We start from the raw sequence: 16,091 nt of genomic DNA on the forward strand, positions 1-16,091 counted from the left end.
TCATGCACATCGTGTGTTTTGTGCACACTCCTGCTCTTCGACTGCCCGAGGAGGCCCGTCATCAACGGCCCCGCCCCCGCTCCCCGCACCGGTCCGATCGTCGCGACGCTCGCCTTCACCGGCACCGTCGCCGCGATCATGCAGACCCTGGTCACCCCGCTGATCAGTCAGCTCCCGCAACTCCTGCACACCACCGCGTCCAACGCCTCCTGGGTCATCACCGCGACCCTGCTCTCCGCCGCCGTCTTCGTCCCGATCAGCGGCCGCCTCGGCGACCTGCTGGGCAAGCGGACGATGCTCATCGCGTCCTGCGTCCCGCTGCTGCTCGGCTCGGTGCTGTGCGCGGTGGCCGACTCCGTGGTGCCGATGATCGCCGGACGGGCCCTCCAGGGCATGGGCATGGGCCTGGTGCCGATCGGCATCAGCCTGCTGCGCGACGTCCTGCCGCCCGAGCGGCTCGGCTCGGCGATCGCGCTGGTCAGCGCCTCCATGGGCATCGGCGGCGGCCTCGGCCTGCCGATCGCGGCCGGCGTCGCCGACTACGCCAGCTGGCGCGTGCTGTTCTGGGGCACCGCCGTGCTGACCGTCGTCATCATCGGCATGCTCTGGACCGTCATCCCGGCCCCGGCCCCGACCGGCCGCCCCGCCGGTGGCCGCTTCGACTTCGTCGGCGCGATCGGTCTGAGCGTCGGCCTGGTCTGCCTGCTGCTGCCCGTCTCCAAGGGCGGCGACTGGGGCTGGGGCAGCACCGGAACCCTCGGCCTGTTCACCGCCTCCGCGGCGATCCTGATGCTCTGGGCCCGCTGGGAGCTGCGCGTGACCGACCCGCTGGTGGACCTGCGGGTCACCGCGCGCCCGAGGGTGCTGCTGACCAACGCCGCCTCCGTCCTGGTCGGCTTCGGCATGTACGCCCAGGCGCTGATCGTGCCGCAGCTGCTCCAGCTGCCGACGGCCACCGGCTACGGGCTGGGGCAGTCGATGCTGGCGATGGGCCTGTGGATGGCGCCCGGCGGGCTGATGATGATGGTCGTCTCCCCGTTCGGCGGCAAGCTGTCGGCCGCGCGCGGACCGAAGTTCACGCTGGTCGCCGGGGCGCTGACGATCGCCGTCGGGTACGGGCTGGCGCTGCCGCTGATGGGCTCCACCTGGGGCGTGCTGATCGTGACGATCGTCTGCAACAGCGGCGTCGGCCTGGCCTACGGCGCGATGCCCGCGCTGATCATGAGCGCGGTGCCGCTGTCCGCGACGGCCTCGGCGAACAGCTTCAACACCCTGATGCGCTCGCTGGGCACCTCGGTGTCCGCCGCCGTGATGGGCGTGGTGCTGTCGCAGATGACCGTCACCCTGGGCGGCCACGCCCTGCCCTCGGAGAGCGGCTTCCGGGTCGGCCTGGTGATCGGCTGCGGCGTCGCCCTGATCGCGGCCGCCGTCGCCGCCGTCATCCCCGCGCCGCCCGCTCCCCAGCTGCGCGCCGTTCCCGCCCCGGAGGCGGCGGGCGCCGAGGCGGCGGACCCGGCCACGGCCTGAGCCCTGCCCGGGTGGGCCCCGTCCCGGGCGCGCCGCGCTCGGTGCGCCTCGTGCGCTCGGTGCGCTTCGTGCGCTTCGTGCGCGCCCGGGACCGCCCGGGACCGCCGTGCCGGCTCTACCGGAAGGCCGGCAGGTTGCGTTCGACCCAGGCCCGGAAGGGTGCGGCCGGGCGGTGCAGCACGGTCGCCACGTCGGGGCTGACCGCCTGCTCGGCCGGGAGCGGGGCGCCGAGCACGTCCAGGGTCCCGGCGATCACCTGCTCCGGCATGAATCGCGCCAGGTGGGCGTGGGCCTGCTCCCGGGACAGCTCCACGAAGGCCACCTCCTCGCCGAGTGCCTCGGCGAGGACCTCGGCCTGCCGACGCGGCCCGATCGCCTCGGGGCCGGTCAGCTCGTAGATGCGGCCGCCGTGTCCGTCCTCACGCAGCACGGCCGCGGCGACCGCCGCGATGTCCGCCGGGTCGACGACGGGCAGCGCCACCTCGCCGAACGGCGCGAAGACCGTCCGCTTCGTACGGACCGTCTCGGCCCAGGCGAAGGCGTTGGAGGCGAAGCCGCCGGGGCGCAGGACGGTGAAGTCCCGTCCGGAGGTGCGGACGGCGGCCTCGAACTCCCGCAGCCGGGCGTGCGAGGGTGCGTCCGGCCGGGTGGCGCCGACCTGCGAGGAGAGCAGGACGATCCGCTCCACCCCGGCGTCCGCGACCGTCCTCAGCAGGGCGTCCGGGCTCTCGCCGTGGCTGTTGAGCTCGCCGCCCAGCAGGACGAACAGCGCGTGGGACCCTTCGAGGGCCGGGCGCAGGCCGGCGGCGTCGCCGAGGCCGCCCCGGGCCCAGCGGACCCCGGCCGCCGGGTGGGCGGGCTGCGGCTGCCGGGACACGGCGACCACCTGCTCGCCCGCCCCGGCCAGCAGCTCCACCAGCGTCCGGCCGATGGTGCCGGTCGCGCCCGTCACCGTGATCATTTCCGCCCCCATGAGTGAGTTAGTTGGCTGACTGAGAACTGGCTCGGGGGAGACCGTAGCCGCCTTCCCGGGCGGCTGTCTATAGTCAGTCGGATGACTGACTCAGTGGATCGCCGCGCGGCGGCGTCGCAGAAGCGCCGGCGGCTCACCGCGGCCGCGGCCCGGGTCCTGCACGCACAGGGCGTCGAGCGCACCACCCTCGCCGACATCGCGCGCGAGGCGGACGTCCCGGTCGGGAACGTCTACTACTACTTCAAGACCAAGGACGAGCTGGTCCGCGCCGCGCTCTCCGAGCACAGCGCGCACCTGGACGAACTCACCGGCCGGCTGGAGCAGTTGCCCGACCCGCTGGACCGCCTCAAGGCGCTGGTCGAGGCCTGGGTCGGTCGGCGCGACACCGCCGCGCGGCACGGCTGCCCGACCGGAACCCTGGCCGTCGAGCTCGACAAGCGCGCCGACGGGGACCTCGACGCGGAGGCGGGCGCGGTGATCCGGCGGCTGCTCGACTGGGCCGCGGGCCAGTTCCGCGAGCTGGGCCAGCCCGACCCGGACGGCCTGGCGCTCACCCTGGTCGCGGGCTACCAGGGCATGTCCCTGCTCGCCAGCGCCCTGCGCGACCCGGAGGTCATGACCCGCGAAGGGGCTCGCCTGCTGCGCTGGCTCGACTCCCTGCGGGCCGCGTAGGCCCCTCCGGGCGGGTTCGGCGGCCCGTCGCGCTTCCGCTCAGGCCTGCCGTGGCTCGACCGTCGACGCGAGTGCGCCCGGCAGCTCGGCGCAGGCCGCCCGGAGCCGCCGTGCGAGGTCGGCGCGGGTGTGCCCGGACGGCTGCGCCACCCAGCCGTCCATCGCCTGGTGGAACGCGGCGACCAGCATGTCCACCGCCAGCCGGGCGCGCAGTCCGGTGCCGGCCGGGGGTCCGTCGAGGGCGAACCGGCGGCCGACCGCCGACACCGCCTCCCGGGTCGTCCGCTCGCAGAAGGCCAGCCCGTGGGCGTCCATCGAGGGCGTCCGGGCGGCCAGCCGGCGGCTCGCCAGGGTGCGTTCGGCCCAGCCGTCGGCGGGCATCCGGCCGATCGCCTCGGCGAGGGTCCCCTCCAGGACGGCCATCAGCCTGCCGTCGCCCGGCGGGTGGCTCTCCAGTACCTCCAGGAACGTCGCCCACAGGTCCTGGGTGGGGGCCATCGCGACGTCTTCCTTGCTGGTGAACGCGCGGAAGAAGGTCCGCTTGGAGACCTCGACGGCCTCGCACAGCCGGTCCAGCGTCACCCCGTCGAAGCCGTGCTCGCCGAACAGCTCCAGGGCGGTGTCGATCAGCGCCTGGCGGGTGCGCAGCTTCTTGCGCTCGCGCAGCGGGAGCGTGGCGCCCGGGGCCTCGGGTGCCTGCCCGGCGCCCCGCTCCGGTGCCGTGGCGGTGGCCTTCTCGGGAGTCATCGCGGTCAGTCTAGTCCGGGCCGTAGTGCCACCTGTAGGCTTATGCCACTCAGTGGCAGAATCTTGGGGAGGATCCTCCATGCGTGCACTCCTGGTCGACCGCTCGGCCCCCGGCGGCCTGCGCCTCGGCACGGCTCCGGACCCCGAACCGGCACCCCACCAGGCGCTGGTCCGGGTCACCGCGACCTCGCTCAACTACGGCGAGGTCGCCTTCGGCCTGGACACGGCCCCCGATGGCACCGTCCTCGGCTGGGACGCCGCCGGAATCGTGGAACGCGCCGCCGCCGACGGCTCCGGCCCCGCCGAGGGAACCCCGGTGGTCACCCTGATGCCCGCCGGTGGCTGGGCCGAACTGCGGGCGGTGGACACCGGGTTGATCGGTGCCGCACCCGCCGGCGCCGACCTCGGCGCCCTCGCCACCATCCCGGTCGCCGCCGCCAGCGCCCTGCGCGCGCTGCACCGCATCGGTCCGCTGCTCGGCCGCAGCGTCCTGGTCACCGGCGCCACCGGCGGCGTCGGCCGCTACGCCGTTCAGCTCGCCCGGGCGGCGGGCGCGCACGTGGTCGCGTCCACCGGCTCGCCCGCCCGCAACGGCGAACTGCTGCGCGGCCTCGGTGCCCACGAGGTGATCGCCTCCCCGAAGGAGGCCACCGGACCGGTCGACGGTGTGGTGGACCTCGTCGGCGGCCCCCAACTGGTCGAGGCCTACCAGGCGTTGGCCCCGGGCGGCACCCTGGTCGCCACCGGCCACAGCTCCGGGCAGGGGGAGGACTTCGCGTTCGGCACCCTCTTCGGCGACGCGGCCCGGCACGACCGCTCGGTGGTCTCCTTCTACCTGCTCGGCTGCACCGGCCTCGGCCGCGACCTCGGCTGGCTCGCCCACCGGGTGGCGGCGGGCGAGCTGGACCCGGGCATCACCTGGCGCGGCGACTGGGACGACGCGGCCGAGGCGGTCGACGCCCTGCTCGGGCGCCGGCTGCACGGCAAGGCGGTGCTGACCATCGGCTCCTGAGGTTCCCGGGATTCCTTAGGCTCCTGGGGCCTGCCCTCGGACCCGTCCGGGCCCCTGCCGGGCCGCGCTCGCGCGGACCGGCCCACTCGGACGGGTCAGGAGCTGTCGCTGTGGAGCGGGATGTTGCCAAGCATGGGGACGTACGGGCCCCTCGGCCGCCGAACACCGACCAGGAGAGGGATCCTCGGTGCGTGAACTCCACAGTCCCCCCAGCCACGGCCGAACCGGCCACCGCCCGCTGCCCGGGCGTTCTCCGCTCGTCCGTTCTCCGCTCGTCCGTTCCCCGGGCGGCGGTGACCGGCCACCGGCCCGGAGCTGGACGGTGCAGCGCACGGTCGCGCTGATCGCGGCGGCATCCGGTGCCGTCGTGCTCGCGGCCTGCGGCAGCAGCCCGTCGGGCACGGCGGCCGGCTCACCGTCGGCCACCCCGCCCAACGCGAGCGCCTTCTCCGGCGAGCCGCCCTCCGCCATCGCCTCCGCCGCGGAGTCGCTGCTCGCCTCGGCGTCGGCCGCGGCGGCCTCGGCGGCGGTGGCCTCCTCCGAAGCCGCCGCCTCCGCCTCCGCGGCGGCGTCCGCCTTCGAGGCGTCCGTCTCGGCCCAGCAGGCGATGACCAGGGAGAAGGCCGCCTCGGTGCTCAGCGGGGTGCCGGACGGCGGCAACGCGGTGAACGACATCACGATCACCGGCATCGCACGGCAGAACACCGGAGGCCTGCACGCCGTGGTCGTTACCATCCAGAACTCGGGGCGCGACGCGGCCTCCTACGCGGTCCAGGTCGACTTCACCGACACCAGCGGCAAGGCCGTGGACAGCGCCATCGTCGGCGCCGAGAACGTCCCGCCGAACGGCAAGGCCCAGCCCGTCGCCTTCAGCAGGCAGCCGGCCGACCTGACCCTCCTGCCCGTAGTGGTCAAGGCCGTCCGATACTGAGGCCCGGTGGCCGAGGCCCGCCGACGCGGGGCCCCGGCCTACCGGAAGTCCGCCGCGTGATCCCGCACCCAGCTGCGGACATCGCGCGGCGGACGCCCGAGCACCTCCTGCACCGTGCCGGTCACCCGCTCCGGCTCGCGCGTGAACGACTCCCAGGCACGCAGCCGGGCCTCCACGAACGCCGCTTTCCCCGGCCCAACGCCGATCGGGCGGGGGCTGTGCCCGGGCGGCTACCAGCCCGACTCCACCGGCCCGACGGCCGTCAGCCCCACCTGCCGGGCCAGCCACTCGGCGCGCTCGACGTCGCCCGCGCGGAAGTGGATGAACAGCGTGTGGCCGTCCGACGGGCGGTCGAAGTCGACGTTGCTGCTGTTGAGGGCGATCTGGACCTTGGCGTCCTTGGAACGGAGCTCCAGGCCGAGTTCGGGAACGGCCGGCCAGGCGAAGCCCGTCCAGGACAGTGAGGCGGGCGAGGAGCCGCGCAGGCCGAGGAACCTGTCCTCGATCGACCCGACGGGCTGCTCGTCCAGCTGGAACGAGAACGGGGCCAGCGCGTCCACCCGGGGGTCGTCCGTCGCCAACAGCCGCCGGACTTCGTCGTGCCCGACGTTCCGCTCCTGGTTGCCCGGGTACACGTGCTCGGGAAAGGCCTCGAACAGCCGTCGGGCCTCCGCCGCCGTGAGCTCGTCCGCGTACGCGTGCACCTCCGTCGAGCGGCGGTGCACGGTGATGCCCAGCAGCCGCTGGGCGGCTTCGTAGGCGGCCCACCGGTTGGTCGTGCGCAGGACCGGCAGGACGTTCGAGGTGCTCATGACGGTGAGTCAAGCAAATCGAGCACGGACGGGCACGCGGATTTCCGGGCGATCACCAGCCCAGCTCCACCGGTCCGATCGGCGCCAGCCCCACCTGCCGGGCCAGCCACTCGGCGCGTTCGACGTCGCCCTGGCGGAAGTGGACGTACAGCGTGTGGTCGTCCGAGGGCCGGTCGAGGGCGAGGCTGCGGTTGTTGAGGATGAGTTCGAGCATGGCGTCGTGGAGACGCGGCCCCAGACCGAGCTCCGGAACGGCGGGCCAGCCGAAGCCGTCCCAGTACAGCCAGGCGGGAGCGGCCCCGACGAGGTCGAGGAACTGCTCCTCGACCGACCCGACGGGCTCCTCCTCCACCCGGAAGTTGAACGGGGCCAACTCCGCCAGCTGTGGATCGCCCACGTCGAACAGCCGTCGGAGCGAGTCGCCTCCGAGGTCGTGGTCCAGGTCGGTCGGCTCGCCCCACCCGTGGGGGAAGGCCTCGAACATCTGCCGCGCCTGCGTTGTGGTGAGCGCATTCGTGAAACCGGACGCCTCGGTCAGGTCGCGTTGGACGGTGAGGTCCAGCAGCTGCCGGGCGGCGTCGTAGGCGGCCTGACGGTCGGGGGTCCGCAGGATCGGCAGGGCTCTCGTGGTGCTCATGGCGGGGGAGTCAAGCAGATCGGGCACGGACGGTCACGCGGGTTTCCGGCCGCCGGCCCTCGGGTCGGCCTCGGCGGTCCGTGGGTGGCTCCCGGGTTACGTCACGCCGCCGCCGGGTTACGTGACGCCGTTCGCGCCCTCCCGCTGCCGGGTCCGGTAGGCGCGGGAGCGGCAGCGGGGCGAGCAGTAGCGCGGCGGGCGGCCGCCCGGACGCTGGCCGTCGGGGGAGGAGGCGGGCGCCGTCAGCGGCTCGCCGCAGGCGGGGCAGGCCGCCGCCGGTGCGGGCTCCCCGGCTTCGGCGGGCGGCGTGGCAGGCGCCGGGTGCGAGGTCAGGCCCAGCCGTTCCGCGACCACGCCGGCCTGGAAGCGGCTGTGCGCGCCGAGGCCGTCCAGCAGGTCCGAGACGTGGCGGCGGCAGGTGCGCAGGGAGATGCCGAGGCGGCGGGCGATGGACTCGTCCTTGAGGCCCTTCGCGAGCAGCACCAGGATGCTCTGCTTCATCGTCTTGGTGACGTCGTGCGCGGCCTGCGGGCCACTGGCGAACGGGGTCGCGTTCTCCCAGTCCCGTTCGAAGACCGTCAGCAGGTAGGAGAGCAGGTCGGGCTCCCGGATGATCAGCGCGCCGCCGGAGCTGGCGGGCAGCAGGGCCAGCGAGCCGTCCACGATGATCAGCTGCGGCAGCACCTCCGGCAGGGTCCGGATCTCGGCGCCGCCCTCGATGAGCTGCTCCGCGTGCACCCGGGTGGGCTGGTCGAAGCGGGTCGCGTGCTGGTAGAGGCTGCGCATCCGGACGCCCCGGTCGAGCAGCGCCAGGTCGCGCGGCAGCGCCTCGCGCAGGGCGGCCGGGGAGAACGACCCGCCGTGCTTGGAGACCAGCACCTCGCTGCGGCAGGAGTCGATCACGTCGGCGAGCAGCGAGCGCACCGCGAACTTGTCCGGCAGCCGGTCGATGGTGCCCTGCGGGAAGGCGTGCTGGCGGGCCTGGAGGTAGACGGGCACCAGCGCCGCGAGCCCGTCGCGCTGCTGCTGGATGAGCCGCCGCTGCTCGCGCAGGGCCTCCTCCCGGGCGCGCAGGGCGGTGTCGCGTGCGGAGAGCAGCTGTGCGGTCGCGGCCTGGGGGCTGACGGGCTGCCAGGCGACCGGGCGCCTGCCTGCGGGGTCACCGTCCGTCGGGGCGTCGTCGGTCGGGGCGTCGTCGGCGAACAGCTCCTGGAAGAGGCAGGCTCCGGTGAGCTGCCGGACGGCCGCCTCGCACTCCGGCAGGCCCAGGTCGGTCTCCGACGCCGCCTGGGCGAGGGTCGCCGGGGTGAGGCGCTCGTGCACCACCGTCCACCGGTAGAGCGTGACGGCCGCGCTGTCGAGTGCGGGTACGTCGGCGGTCGGGTCGGGGCCGGTCCCGGGCTCCATCGCATGCCTCCTAAAGCTGCCAGGCAGGCTCATGATCCCTTGCGGGGGATGCCGTGGCCATCCGCCGACTGGCAGGGTGACGATCACGGGCCGGGCGATGCCGCGGGAACTGCGGAAACGTCCGAAACCTGTGGAACTGTCCCCGAGGTGATGGGAGTTGTCGTCATGCGAGGAATCGTGACGCGGACACTGGCCGCGGTCGCGCTGGGTGCCGCCGCCTGGCTGGGTGGAGTGGCCCCGGCCGGCGCCTCCGTGTTCGACGGCGCGACGCTGACGAACTCCGGCGACGGGCACGGTGGCCACAGCTGCGTCCAGACGACGGCCTGGGGCGACGCCTGGTGCCCCGGTAAGCCGCTGAGCTGACGAGTCGTCGCAGGCGGCTCCCGTCTTCTCCTCTTCCCCGAAAGGAAGCCCTGTCATGCACATGGCCCTGAAGCGTCGCGTCCGTACCGCCACCACCACCGCCACCGGCCGGTCCGGCTCCGCCTCCTCCGCCGAGTCCGCGAACTCCTCCGGTCGCTGAACCCGGCGAAGTGGCGCGCCCTGCACGGGAAGTCGGCAGAGTCGACTTCCCGTGCAGGGCGCGTCGCCGTTCCGGGCACCCGCCCGCTCGGCGGGCCGGCCGTGCCTCAGGCCGCGTGGGGGCGTGCGGCCGCTGTCGCCGTTGTGGCTGCCGTCGCCGTCGCCGTCGCTGTCGCCGGGTGTCGGCGGTGCCGGCGGTGGTACGACACGGTGACGGCCGCCAGCAGCGGGGCCCAGGCGACGGTCGGCAGGTAGAGGAAGCCGACCAGGAAGTGGCCGCGCGGGGTCATGTCCGTGCCCGGCATGGCCCACCACGCGGCGAACGGCGTCCACAGCAGGGCCAGGCCGGCGGCGCCGAGCGAGGCCGCGACGACCACCGCGCGCGGGTCGACCGGGCGGCCGCCGAGGAACGGCACCCAGCGTGGCGGCACCGTGCCCCACGGGCGGACCAGCCCGATCGTGAGCAGCGCCAGTGCCTCGGTGACCAGGCTCAGGAAGACGGGCCACACCGCGCCCCACCCGGAGAAGCCCATCGCCCGGTAGCCCGCCTCGGTGTACCCGCCGTGCCAGCCCGCCACCAGCCCGAGCCGCCACAGTCCGGCCGGCAGGGCGGTGACGGCGGCGAGGTGGGCGGCGCGCACGGCCCAGCGGGGCGGGGCGGGAACGGCGGTGGCGGCAGTGAGCGGGGTCGTCATGCCCTCACCCTCCCGCGCGGACTCGGCCCGCCGCGTCCGTCCGGCGGCGGGCTCGGCGCCGGTGCCTCCCCCGGGCGGGGGAGGGGCGCCTCGACTCCCGGGCGCAGGGCGCCTCAGCCTTCGGGCCTCGGCCTTCAGGCCCCGCCTTCGGGGCCCCCGTCCCCGGGGCGCAGGCCGCTCAGCGCAGCCGTGAGGAGGACAGGATCGACGCCAGGTGCGCGACCACCATGCCCCAGGTGATCACCGCGATGCCCGCGAGCGACCACCGCGTGGCGTCCAGGTTGCCGAGCCCCGCGTCCACCACGGCCGCCGCCAGCAGCACCAGCGAGGCCTCGATGCCGTTCGTCACCCGGTGGATCTTGAACAGCGAGGCGACCTTGCGGGCCGTCGCGATGCCCTGGGAACGCGGCTGCGTCGACTCCTCGGTCGCCGGAAGCTGCCCGCTGCGGGCGCGGGCCACGTCCACCAGGTCCGTCGAGGCCTTGAGCAGCACCACGCCCAGCGCGGTCGCCAGCCCCGCCGACACCCACAGCTCCGACCCGCCGCGGGCCGCCCGTACGCCCGCGCCGATCATCAGCGCGGCGTCCGCCAGATAGGCGCCGAGCCGGTCCACGTACACCCCGGCCATGCTGAACTGGCGCTTCCAGCGCGCCACCTCGCCGTCCACGCAGTCGAACAGCAGGAACAGCTGGAACAGCACGGCGGCCAGCACCGCACCGGTCAGGCCCGGGATCAGCAGGGCCGCGCCGCCACCGACCCCGCACACCACCATCACCCAGGTCAGGGTGTTCGGCGACACCGGGGTGCGCACCAGCAGCCGGGTGGTCCGCAGCGAGATCCGCCGCATGTACAGCCGGCCCGCCCAGTGCTCGCCGTTGCGGCTCTGAAGCTTGGCCTGCGGCTGGCACACCTCGCGCAGCTCGGCGAGCGCCGGAGCAGCCACCATGACGACATCCCTCCACCTGTCCCGAAACGATCACCACAGGCTACGGCCTCCGGGGAAACGCCCGGACCAGCCGGTATGCCGCCGGCGGTACGGAAGATGTCCTCCGGTGGAACGTCTGCCGCGGACGTCCCCCGAAGCGTACGCAGGCCTGGGCGGGCCCGTGCGCCCGCGGGCGAAAACCGGTGGGCCGCCCGGGCGCCCCCGGCTAGGCTGCGCGGGTTCGCCGGAACCCGAAGCCCCGGGCCCGACCGCCGGCCCGACCACCCGCTCCCGCAAGCCGGTTGACGCGGTCCGCGCGGTCCCCACGGCCCCGGAACGGAACGAGGAGCGCAGACCCATGGTGACCACGGGCGGCCTGTCACAGAGCCCCGACCTGGCCCGACTGCTGGACGACCACCGCCCGCAGGGCCCGGTGGAGACCGCCGACCACGAGCGGGCCCGCAGCCTCCTCGGCGTCGCCGACGCCTGGAACAGAGGCACCTTCCCGCTCCACTTCACCGCCTCCGCGCTGATCGTCCACCCGCCCACCCGCCGCGTCCTGCTGCGCTGGCACGTCCGCCAGCAGGCCTGGCTGCACGTCGGCGGCCACGGCGACCCGGGGGAGACCCGGCCGCTGGACATCGCCCTGCGCGAGGGCCTGGAGGAGACCGGCCTGTCCGACCTCACCCCCTGGCCCGGCCCCGCCCTCGTCCACCTCGCCGTGGTGCCCGTTCCCGCCTCGCCCACCGAACCCGCGCACGAGCACGCCGACCTGCGCTTCCTGCTGGCCACCGGCACCCCGGAGCAGGCCCGGCCCGAGAACCCGGCGTCCCCGCTGGAATGGCTCACCGTCGAGGAGGCCAAGCGCCGGACCACCGAGGAGAACCTCCGTGAGACCCTCGACCGCGCCGCCCTCCTGCTGCCGCCCGCCTGACCGACTTCCCCCGGAGACCACCGGACCTTGGAGACCACCGCATGCACACCGACCAGACCCTGATCTTCGACGCCGACGACACGCTCTGGGAGAACAACGTCCTCTTCGAGCGGGTCATCGACGGCTTCCTGGACTGGGTCGCCGCCCCGGCCGAACAGGAGCGCACCAGGGCCCTGCTGAACGAGATCGAGGCCGTCAACTCCGCCACCCTCGGCTACGGTGCCACCGTCTTCCGGCAGAGCCTCGCCGACTGCCTGCAGAAGCTCAACAGCCGCACCCCCACGGAGGACGAGCAGGCCCGGATCGACGACCTGCTCACCCCGCTGACCAGCCGTGACGTCGAACTGATCCCCGGCGTCGCCGACACCCTGGCCGCCCTCGCCGACCGCCACCACCTGCTCCTGCTCACCAAGGGCGACCAGGGCGAACAGCAGCGCAAGGTGACCGAATCCGCCATCGACCACCACTTCCGCGGCATCCACATCGTCGCCGAGAAGTCGGTCGACACCTACCGGCAGCTCACCACCGACCTCGGCCTCGACCCCGGCCGGACCTGGATGATCGGCAACTCGCCCAAGTCCGACATCGCCCCCGCCCGCCGGGCCGGCCTGCGCACCGTCTTCATCCCGCACGAGCACACCTGGGTGCTGGAGCACACGGAGCTCGGCCCCGACGAGGCGACGCTGCAGCTCGGGGCCTTCCCCGAGCTGTTGCGCCATTTCTGACGGTACGTCAGGTAATCGGGAGGGTCGCCGGCGCCGGCGACCCGTCCCGGTACAGCCAGGCCCGTTCGGCGGCCGACCAGACGCCGGCCGTCAGCAGGTAGAGCGCGGCGGCCACCGGCACCAGCGCCGCGAACAGCACCGAACCGAACGACAGGTACGGCAGCAGCCCCGCCCCCGGCTGAGGGGCGGGCTGCGCCGTCGCCATCGCCGCGGCCGTGGCCGCGCGTCGGGCCCGGCGGAAGTTGACGACCCCGACCGCCGCCAGCCCGGCGAACAGCGCCCCGAACACCGCCCACTGCCCGGCGCCGTGCGCGGCCGTGACGTGCAGGCCCAGCGGCACGCCGAACAGGGTGCGGTCCAGCAGGTCGTCGGGGGTGGTGAACAGGCGGTACATCACCGAGAAGAACGGGATCTGCACCAGCACCGGCAGACACCCCGCGAACGGCGACACCTGCTCCTTCCGGTACATCTCGGCCAGCGCCTCCCGCAGCCGCTCCGGCCGGTCCTTGTGCTTCCTCCGCAGCGCGGTGACCTCCGGCGCCAGCCGCGCCCTGGCCTTCTCCCCGCGCGCCGCCGCCCGCGCCAGCGGATGCAGTGCCAGCCGGACGGCGACGGTGAACAGGACGATGGCCAGTGCGGTCGGCACCAGGTGGGCGACGGCGGCGACGACGGCGTGCGCCAGGGCGACGGCCGGGTCGAGAACGGCGAGAACGGACATGGTGAAGCGAGCCCTCCGGGGTCTCAGGACATGAGTGAACGGCGGAGGACGGCCGCGAAGAACGTCTTACGGATCTACGGATCTACGGATCCATGACGGAATCACGCGGCCGCCAGGGCCGCTCCCGGTGCCCTGGGACGTCGCCTGCCCCGGGCGTCCGGATCACGCTGCGGAAGGAACGCCGTACCGAACGCCCGGCGCCGCAGTACCCCGCTGCGCACCGCCGCCGGCGCCCGCGCCCCCAGCAGCCGCGCCCCGGCCAGTGCCCCGGCGACCGCCCCGGCCACCAGCACCACGGCCGCGACGGCGGCCACGGACGCGAGCGTCCCGCTGTCGGCCACCAACTCCCCGGTCAACACCCGGAGCAGGCCCAGCAGCATCGCGACCACGGCCACGGCGCGCTCCCCCTCCCGGTGTCCCCCCGGCTTCCTGACGTACCAGCAGGACGATCCTGCGGCCCGCCGGGTTCCCGCTTTCGGCCAAATCCCTACGGCGAATCCCCCGCGTCCACCCACACCCGAGTGCCCCCGTCCGCCTCCGCCGCCAGCCACACCGTGGCCGCGAGCCGCTTGTTGTGCCCGGGCAACGGTTCGGCGAGGAAGGAGCCCTCCCGCAAGGGGCCCGCAGCCTTCGGATCCGGTGCCCCCGCTCGCTGGAACCCCGTCAGCGCACTGCTGTCGACCTGGTTCTCGAAGCTCGGCTTCACCGTCATCTTCAGATCCGCGAGGAACCGCTCCTCCTCCCCTGGAGGCAGCCGGAACGAGAGGTATGCGGCGTCGTCCTGGAACCCCTTCTGGTAGGCCCAATGCACCTCGCCCGCCGATGCGGGCGGCCGCACGCGCGAGAACTCCATGACGAACTCCGACGTGACCGTCGTCCACGATCCGGGCCGCCCGCTGTCCGGTGCTGGATGCCGGTCCCACTCCCGCAGCCAGTACAGGCCTCCCACCGCAGCTCCCACCAACGCCAGCGGCGCCACGATCGCCGGCAGCAGTACCCATCGTTGCTTGCGCGTCATGGCGTCTTCCCTCCAGGGGCGGCGGGGTCGTCGAGTTGGATGGTGATCGGCTTGGTCCTGCCGACGATGTCGAATTCTTTGGCAAGTCCCGTCTGGTGCAGGGTCGCCATGTCGTGGTCCGTGACGATGGTGCCGGCGATCGGCGTGCTCTTTCCTTCGTCCCAGTTGTAGCGGTCCCAGACGTTGACCTGGTACTGCAGTGATACCTGGGGCTTGCCGTCCGGCCCCGGGACGGCCGTCACCACTCCGGACGTGAGGTACTGGTGCCCTCCGATCGCCCGGTACCAGTTGAGATCCTCGAACTTCCGGGAACCAACCGGACTCTCGACGGGGATCGAGACCGGCACGCCTCCCGATTTCTCGAAGGCCTCCACCGCGGCCCGACGCCACTTGTCCTTGTTGGCGGCCAGTTGGGCATCCGCCTTCGCCCGGAAGTCGGCGTCGTCGCGAAGCATGGGTTCAACGGCCAGGTTGAGCGGTGTTCCGTCGCCGTCCAGGTAGTGCGCCATGTTGCGGGCGGCATCCGGGTAGCCGGCGAGCGCACCGCCACCGACCATGGCTGCGACCTTCACCCGCATCATCTGGTCGGCGATGCCCGGTTCCCGGACTCCCCAGGGCCCGGCTCCCTTGTCCGGAGATGACCACTCGTACTCGGTCGGCCCCAGGATCCCGGCCTTGATCAGCTTGTCCGCATCGGCGGCGAGCAGCCCGGCCCGCAAGGCGGGATCGAGCGCGGCCCACCACTCCTTCCGGGCCTTGGGATCGGTCGGCATGGCCATCGCCCCCTCCAGGTCGCTCAGGGCGTTGGCGGCCCCGTCCGGATGCGTCGCCGGGTCGACCTCCTCCGGGTTGAGCGTGCGCAGGGCCGCGGCCACGGCGTTGTCAGCTTCGGTGGCCGCTGTCAGGGCTGCGGTCATGTCCCGGACGTGGTGCTGCAGTTCGTCCCACTTCCGCTTCTGGTACGCGATCGCCTCGGGGTCGTTGCGTTCCTCGGGCGGCAGGTCGGGCAGCGTGGCCGTGCCGTCGTCGGACACGGTCGCGCCGAGGGCCTCGGCGTCGCCGATCGCCCGCAGCAGCTTCTGCTGGGCCTCGGTGAAGGCCTTCCGGGCGCGGTGCAGCGCGGCAGCGACGGCCAGCGCCTCGTAGTGGAAGGCGTGCAGTTCGTCGGTCAGGAGCCCGATCTCCCGGACCGCCTCGTCGGCGGCCGCGCCGGTCCAGGGCCGGCTCTCGGCGGCCGGGGCCGCGTACGGGCCGCCGCCGGAGAGGGGCCCGAGCACGCCGGACCGCATCTGGCCGGCGAGGTGCTCCATGTGGCCGGAGACGCCGGTCCAGGTGCCGCCCGCGTGGTCGAGGGAAGCGAAGGAGGCGTGGCGGAGCAGGGCGAAGGTCACCATGGTTCACGGCCCCTTGAAGTCGGCCGCGGCGGAGTCGTCGGCCGCGTGGTAGCTGCGCGCGGTGGCGTCCAGGCGGTCGGCGGTCAGGCCGAGCCGGTTGTCGAGGCTGGTCCAGCGTGCCTTCCACCAGGTGAGCGCCTGCGACAGCGCCGGTCCGCTGGCCCACCCGCCGCCCAGGGCCTGGACGGCCGCGGCGGTGTCGGGCTCGACGCGGCTGACCGAGAACTGCAACTCACCCCGCAGCCGGCGCGATTCGCCGGCGGCCTGCTGGAGCACGGCCGGCTGCACCAGGACGGACGCGCCCGCGGCACTCGTCCAGGGCCCGGTCGTACGGGGTGGGCTGAGCGGATCCCGCGCGGGCGGAGCGTCCTGGCCGTAGAGCCACGGATTCTGATCCTTCTCGCCGGCGCCGGTCATGACAGAAGCCCCCCTCTGTTCGAAC

The 16,091-nt window shown here is 73.9% G+C and carries 19 protein-coding genes; 7 read left to right on the forward strand and 12 right to left on the reverse strand.

The window, feature by feature from the left end:
* Nucleotides 1-60: 60 nt before the first annotated feature.
* Nucleotides 61-1,527 carry an MFS transporter gene (locus AB0O11_RS14535; protein ID WP_363386101.1) on the forward strand — a complete coding sequence of 489 codons (1,467 nt, stop codon included), beginning with the start codon at nt 61-63 and terminating at the stop codon, nt 1,525-1,527.
* 115 nt (nt 1,528-1,642) lie between these two features.
* On the opposite strand, the gene AB0O11_RS14540 is transcribed toward AB0O11_RS14535, so the two are convergent.
* Nucleotides 1,643-2,488 carry an NAD(P)H-binding protein gene (locus AB0O11_RS14540; protein WP_363385833.1) on the reverse strand — a complete coding sequence of 282 codons (846 nt, stop codon included), beginning with the start codon at nt 2,486-2,488 and terminating at the stop codon, nt 1,643-1,645.
* A 93-nt stretch (nt 2,489-2,581) separates the two neighbouring features.
* On the opposite strand from AB0O11_RS14540, the gene AB0O11_RS14545 reads away from it, so the two are divergent.
* Nucleotides 2,582-3,172: a TetR/AcrR family transcriptional regulator gene (locus AB0O11_RS14545; RefSeq protein ID WP_363385835.1), complete on the forward strand. Its 591-nt coding sequence runs from the start codon at nt 2,582-2,584 to the stop codon at nt 3,170-3,172.
* A gap of 39 nt (nt 3,173-3,211) precedes the next feature.
* Here the strand turns inward: AB0O11_RS14545 and AB0O11_RS14550 are convergent, their stop codons facing one another.
* On the reverse strand, nt 3,212-3,919 hold the full coding sequence (locus AB0O11_RS14550; protein ID WP_363385838.1) for a TetR family transcriptional regulator: 708 nt from the start codon (nt 3,917-3,919) through the stop codon (nt 3,212-3,214).
* Nucleotides 3,920-3,998: 79 nt separating this feature from the next.
* On the opposite strand from AB0O11_RS14550, the gene AB0O11_RS14555 reads away from it, so the two are divergent.
* Both AB0O11_RS14555 and AB0O11_RS14560 read left to right on the forward strand, forming a co-directional pair.
* Nucleotides 3,999-4,931, forward strand: coding sequence for a zinc-binding dehydrogenase (locus AB0O11_RS14555; protein WP_363385841.1), 933 nt, complete (start codon nt 3,999-4,001; stop codon nt 4,929-4,931).
* Nucleotides 4,932-5,253: 322 nt separating this feature from the next.
* Entirely contained in the window at nt 5,254-5,862 is a 609-nt protein-coding gene (locus AB0O11_RS14560; RefSeq protein ID WP_363385844.1) for a hypothetical protein, read from the forward strand.
* 230 nt (nt 5,863-6,092) lie between these two features.
* Here the strand turns inward: AB0O11_RS14560 and AB0O11_RS14565 are convergent, their stop codons facing one another.
* The 3 genes from AB0O11_RS14565 to AB0O11_RS14575 form a co-directional block, all read right to left on the reverse strand.
* Nucleotides 6,093-6,674, reverse strand: a complete 582-nt coding sequence (locus AB0O11_RS14565; protein WP_363385847.1) for a hypothetical protein — start codon at nt 6,672-6,674, stop codon at nt 6,093-6,095.
* 52 nt (nt 6,675-6,726) lie between these two features.
* Nucleotides 6,727-7,311: a hypothetical protein gene (locus tag AB0O11_RS14570; RefSeq protein WP_363385849.1), complete on the reverse strand. Its 585-nt coding sequence runs from the start codon at nt 7,309-7,311 to the stop codon at nt 6,727-6,729.
* A gap of 117 nt (nt 7,312-7,428) precedes the next feature.
* On the reverse strand, nt 7,429-8,718 hold the full coding sequence (locus tag AB0O11_RS14575) for a LuxR C-terminal-related transcriptional regulator (protein WP_363385852.1): 1,290 nt from the start codon (nt 8,716-8,718) through the stop codon (nt 7,429-7,431).
* 165 nt (nt 8,719-8,883) lie between these two features.
* Between AB0O11_RS14575 and AB0O11_RS14580 the strand changes: the two genes are divergently transcribed.
* Entirely contained in the window at nt 8,884-9,081 is a 198-nt protein-coding gene (locus tag AB0O11_RS14580; protein ID WP_363385854.1) for a hypothetical protein, read from the forward strand.
* A gap of 266 nt (nt 9,082-9,347) precedes the next feature.
* Here the strand turns inward: AB0O11_RS14580 and AB0O11_RS14585 are convergent, their stop codons facing one another.
* Both AB0O11_RS14585 and AB0O11_RS14590 read right to left on the reverse strand, forming a co-directional pair.
* Entirely contained in the window at nt 9,348-9,935 is a 588-nt protein-coding gene (locus AB0O11_RS14585; protein WP_363385857.1) for a hypothetical protein, read from the reverse strand.
* A 178-nt stretch (nt 9,936-10,113) separates the two neighbouring features.
* A complete protein-coding gene (locus tag AB0O11_RS14590; protein ID WP_363385860.1) occupies nt 10,114-10,881 on the reverse strand; it encodes a CDP-alcohol phosphatidyltransferase family protein in 768 nt (255 codons plus the stop codon).
* 337 nt (nt 10,882-11,218) lie between these two features.
* Here AB0O11_RS14590 and AB0O11_RS14595 point away from each other — a divergent pair, with 337 nt between their 5' ends.
* Nucleotides 11,219-11,794 carry an NUDIX domain-containing protein gene (locus AB0O11_RS14595; protein WP_363385862.1) on the forward strand — a complete coding sequence of 192 codons (576 nt, stop codon included), beginning with the start codon at nt 11,219-11,221 and terminating at the stop codon, nt 11,792-11,794.
* Between the two features lie 41 nt (nt 11,795-11,835).
* Entirely contained in the window at nt 11,836-12,519 is a 684-nt protein-coding gene (locus tag AB0O11_RS14600) for an HAD family hydrolase (protein ID WP_363385865.1), read from the forward strand.
* A gap of 7 nt (nt 12,520-12,526) precedes the next feature.
* Here AB0O11_RS14600 and AB0O11_RS14605 read toward each other — a convergent pair whose 3' ends face one another.
* The 5 genes from AB0O11_RS14605 to AB0O11_RS14625 form a co-directional block, all read right to left on the reverse strand.
* The gene (locus AB0O11_RS14605; protein WP_363385868.1) at nt 12,527-13,237 is read right to left on the reverse strand and encodes a YidC/Oxa1 family membrane protein insertase; all 711 of its coding nucleotides are present in this window, start codon (nt 13,235-13,237) and stop codon (nt 12,527-12,529) included.
* A gap of 101 nt (nt 13,238-13,338) precedes the next feature.
* On the reverse strand, nt 13,339-13,632 hold the full coding sequence (locus AB0O11_RS14610) for a DUF6412 domain-containing protein (RefSeq protein WP_363385871.1): 294 nt from the start codon (nt 13,630-13,632) through the stop codon (nt 13,339-13,341).
* Nucleotides 13,633-13,724: 92 nt separating this feature from the next.
* The gene (locus AB0O11_RS14615; protein ID WP_363385874.1) at nt 13,725-14,255 is read right to left on the reverse strand and encodes a hypothetical protein; all 531 of its coding nucleotides are present in this window, start codon (nt 14,253-14,255) and stop codon (nt 13,725-13,727) included.
* Nucleotides 14,252-15,649 (reverse strand): hypothetical protein, encoded by a 1,398-nt coding sequence (locus AB0O11_RS14620; protein WP_363385877.1) that lies wholly within the window; start codon nt 15,647-15,649, stop codon nt 14,252-14,254. The genes AB0O11_RS14615 and AB0O11_RS14620 overlap by 4 nt, the downstream gene beginning before the upstream one ends.
* Before the next feature lie 3 nt (nt 15,650-15,652).
* Nucleotides 15,653-16,066, reverse strand: coding sequence for a hypothetical protein (locus tag AB0O11_RS14625; RefSeq protein ID WP_363385880.1), 414 nt, complete (start codon nt 16,064-16,066; stop codon nt 15,653-15,655).
* Nucleotides 16,067-16,091 lie beyond the last annotated feature (25 nt).

It is taken from the genome of Kitasatospora sp. NPDC093102 (assembly GCF_040683915.1).
Lineage (GTDB): Bacteria > Actinomycetota > Actinomycetes > Streptomycetales > Streptomycetaceae > Kitasatospora.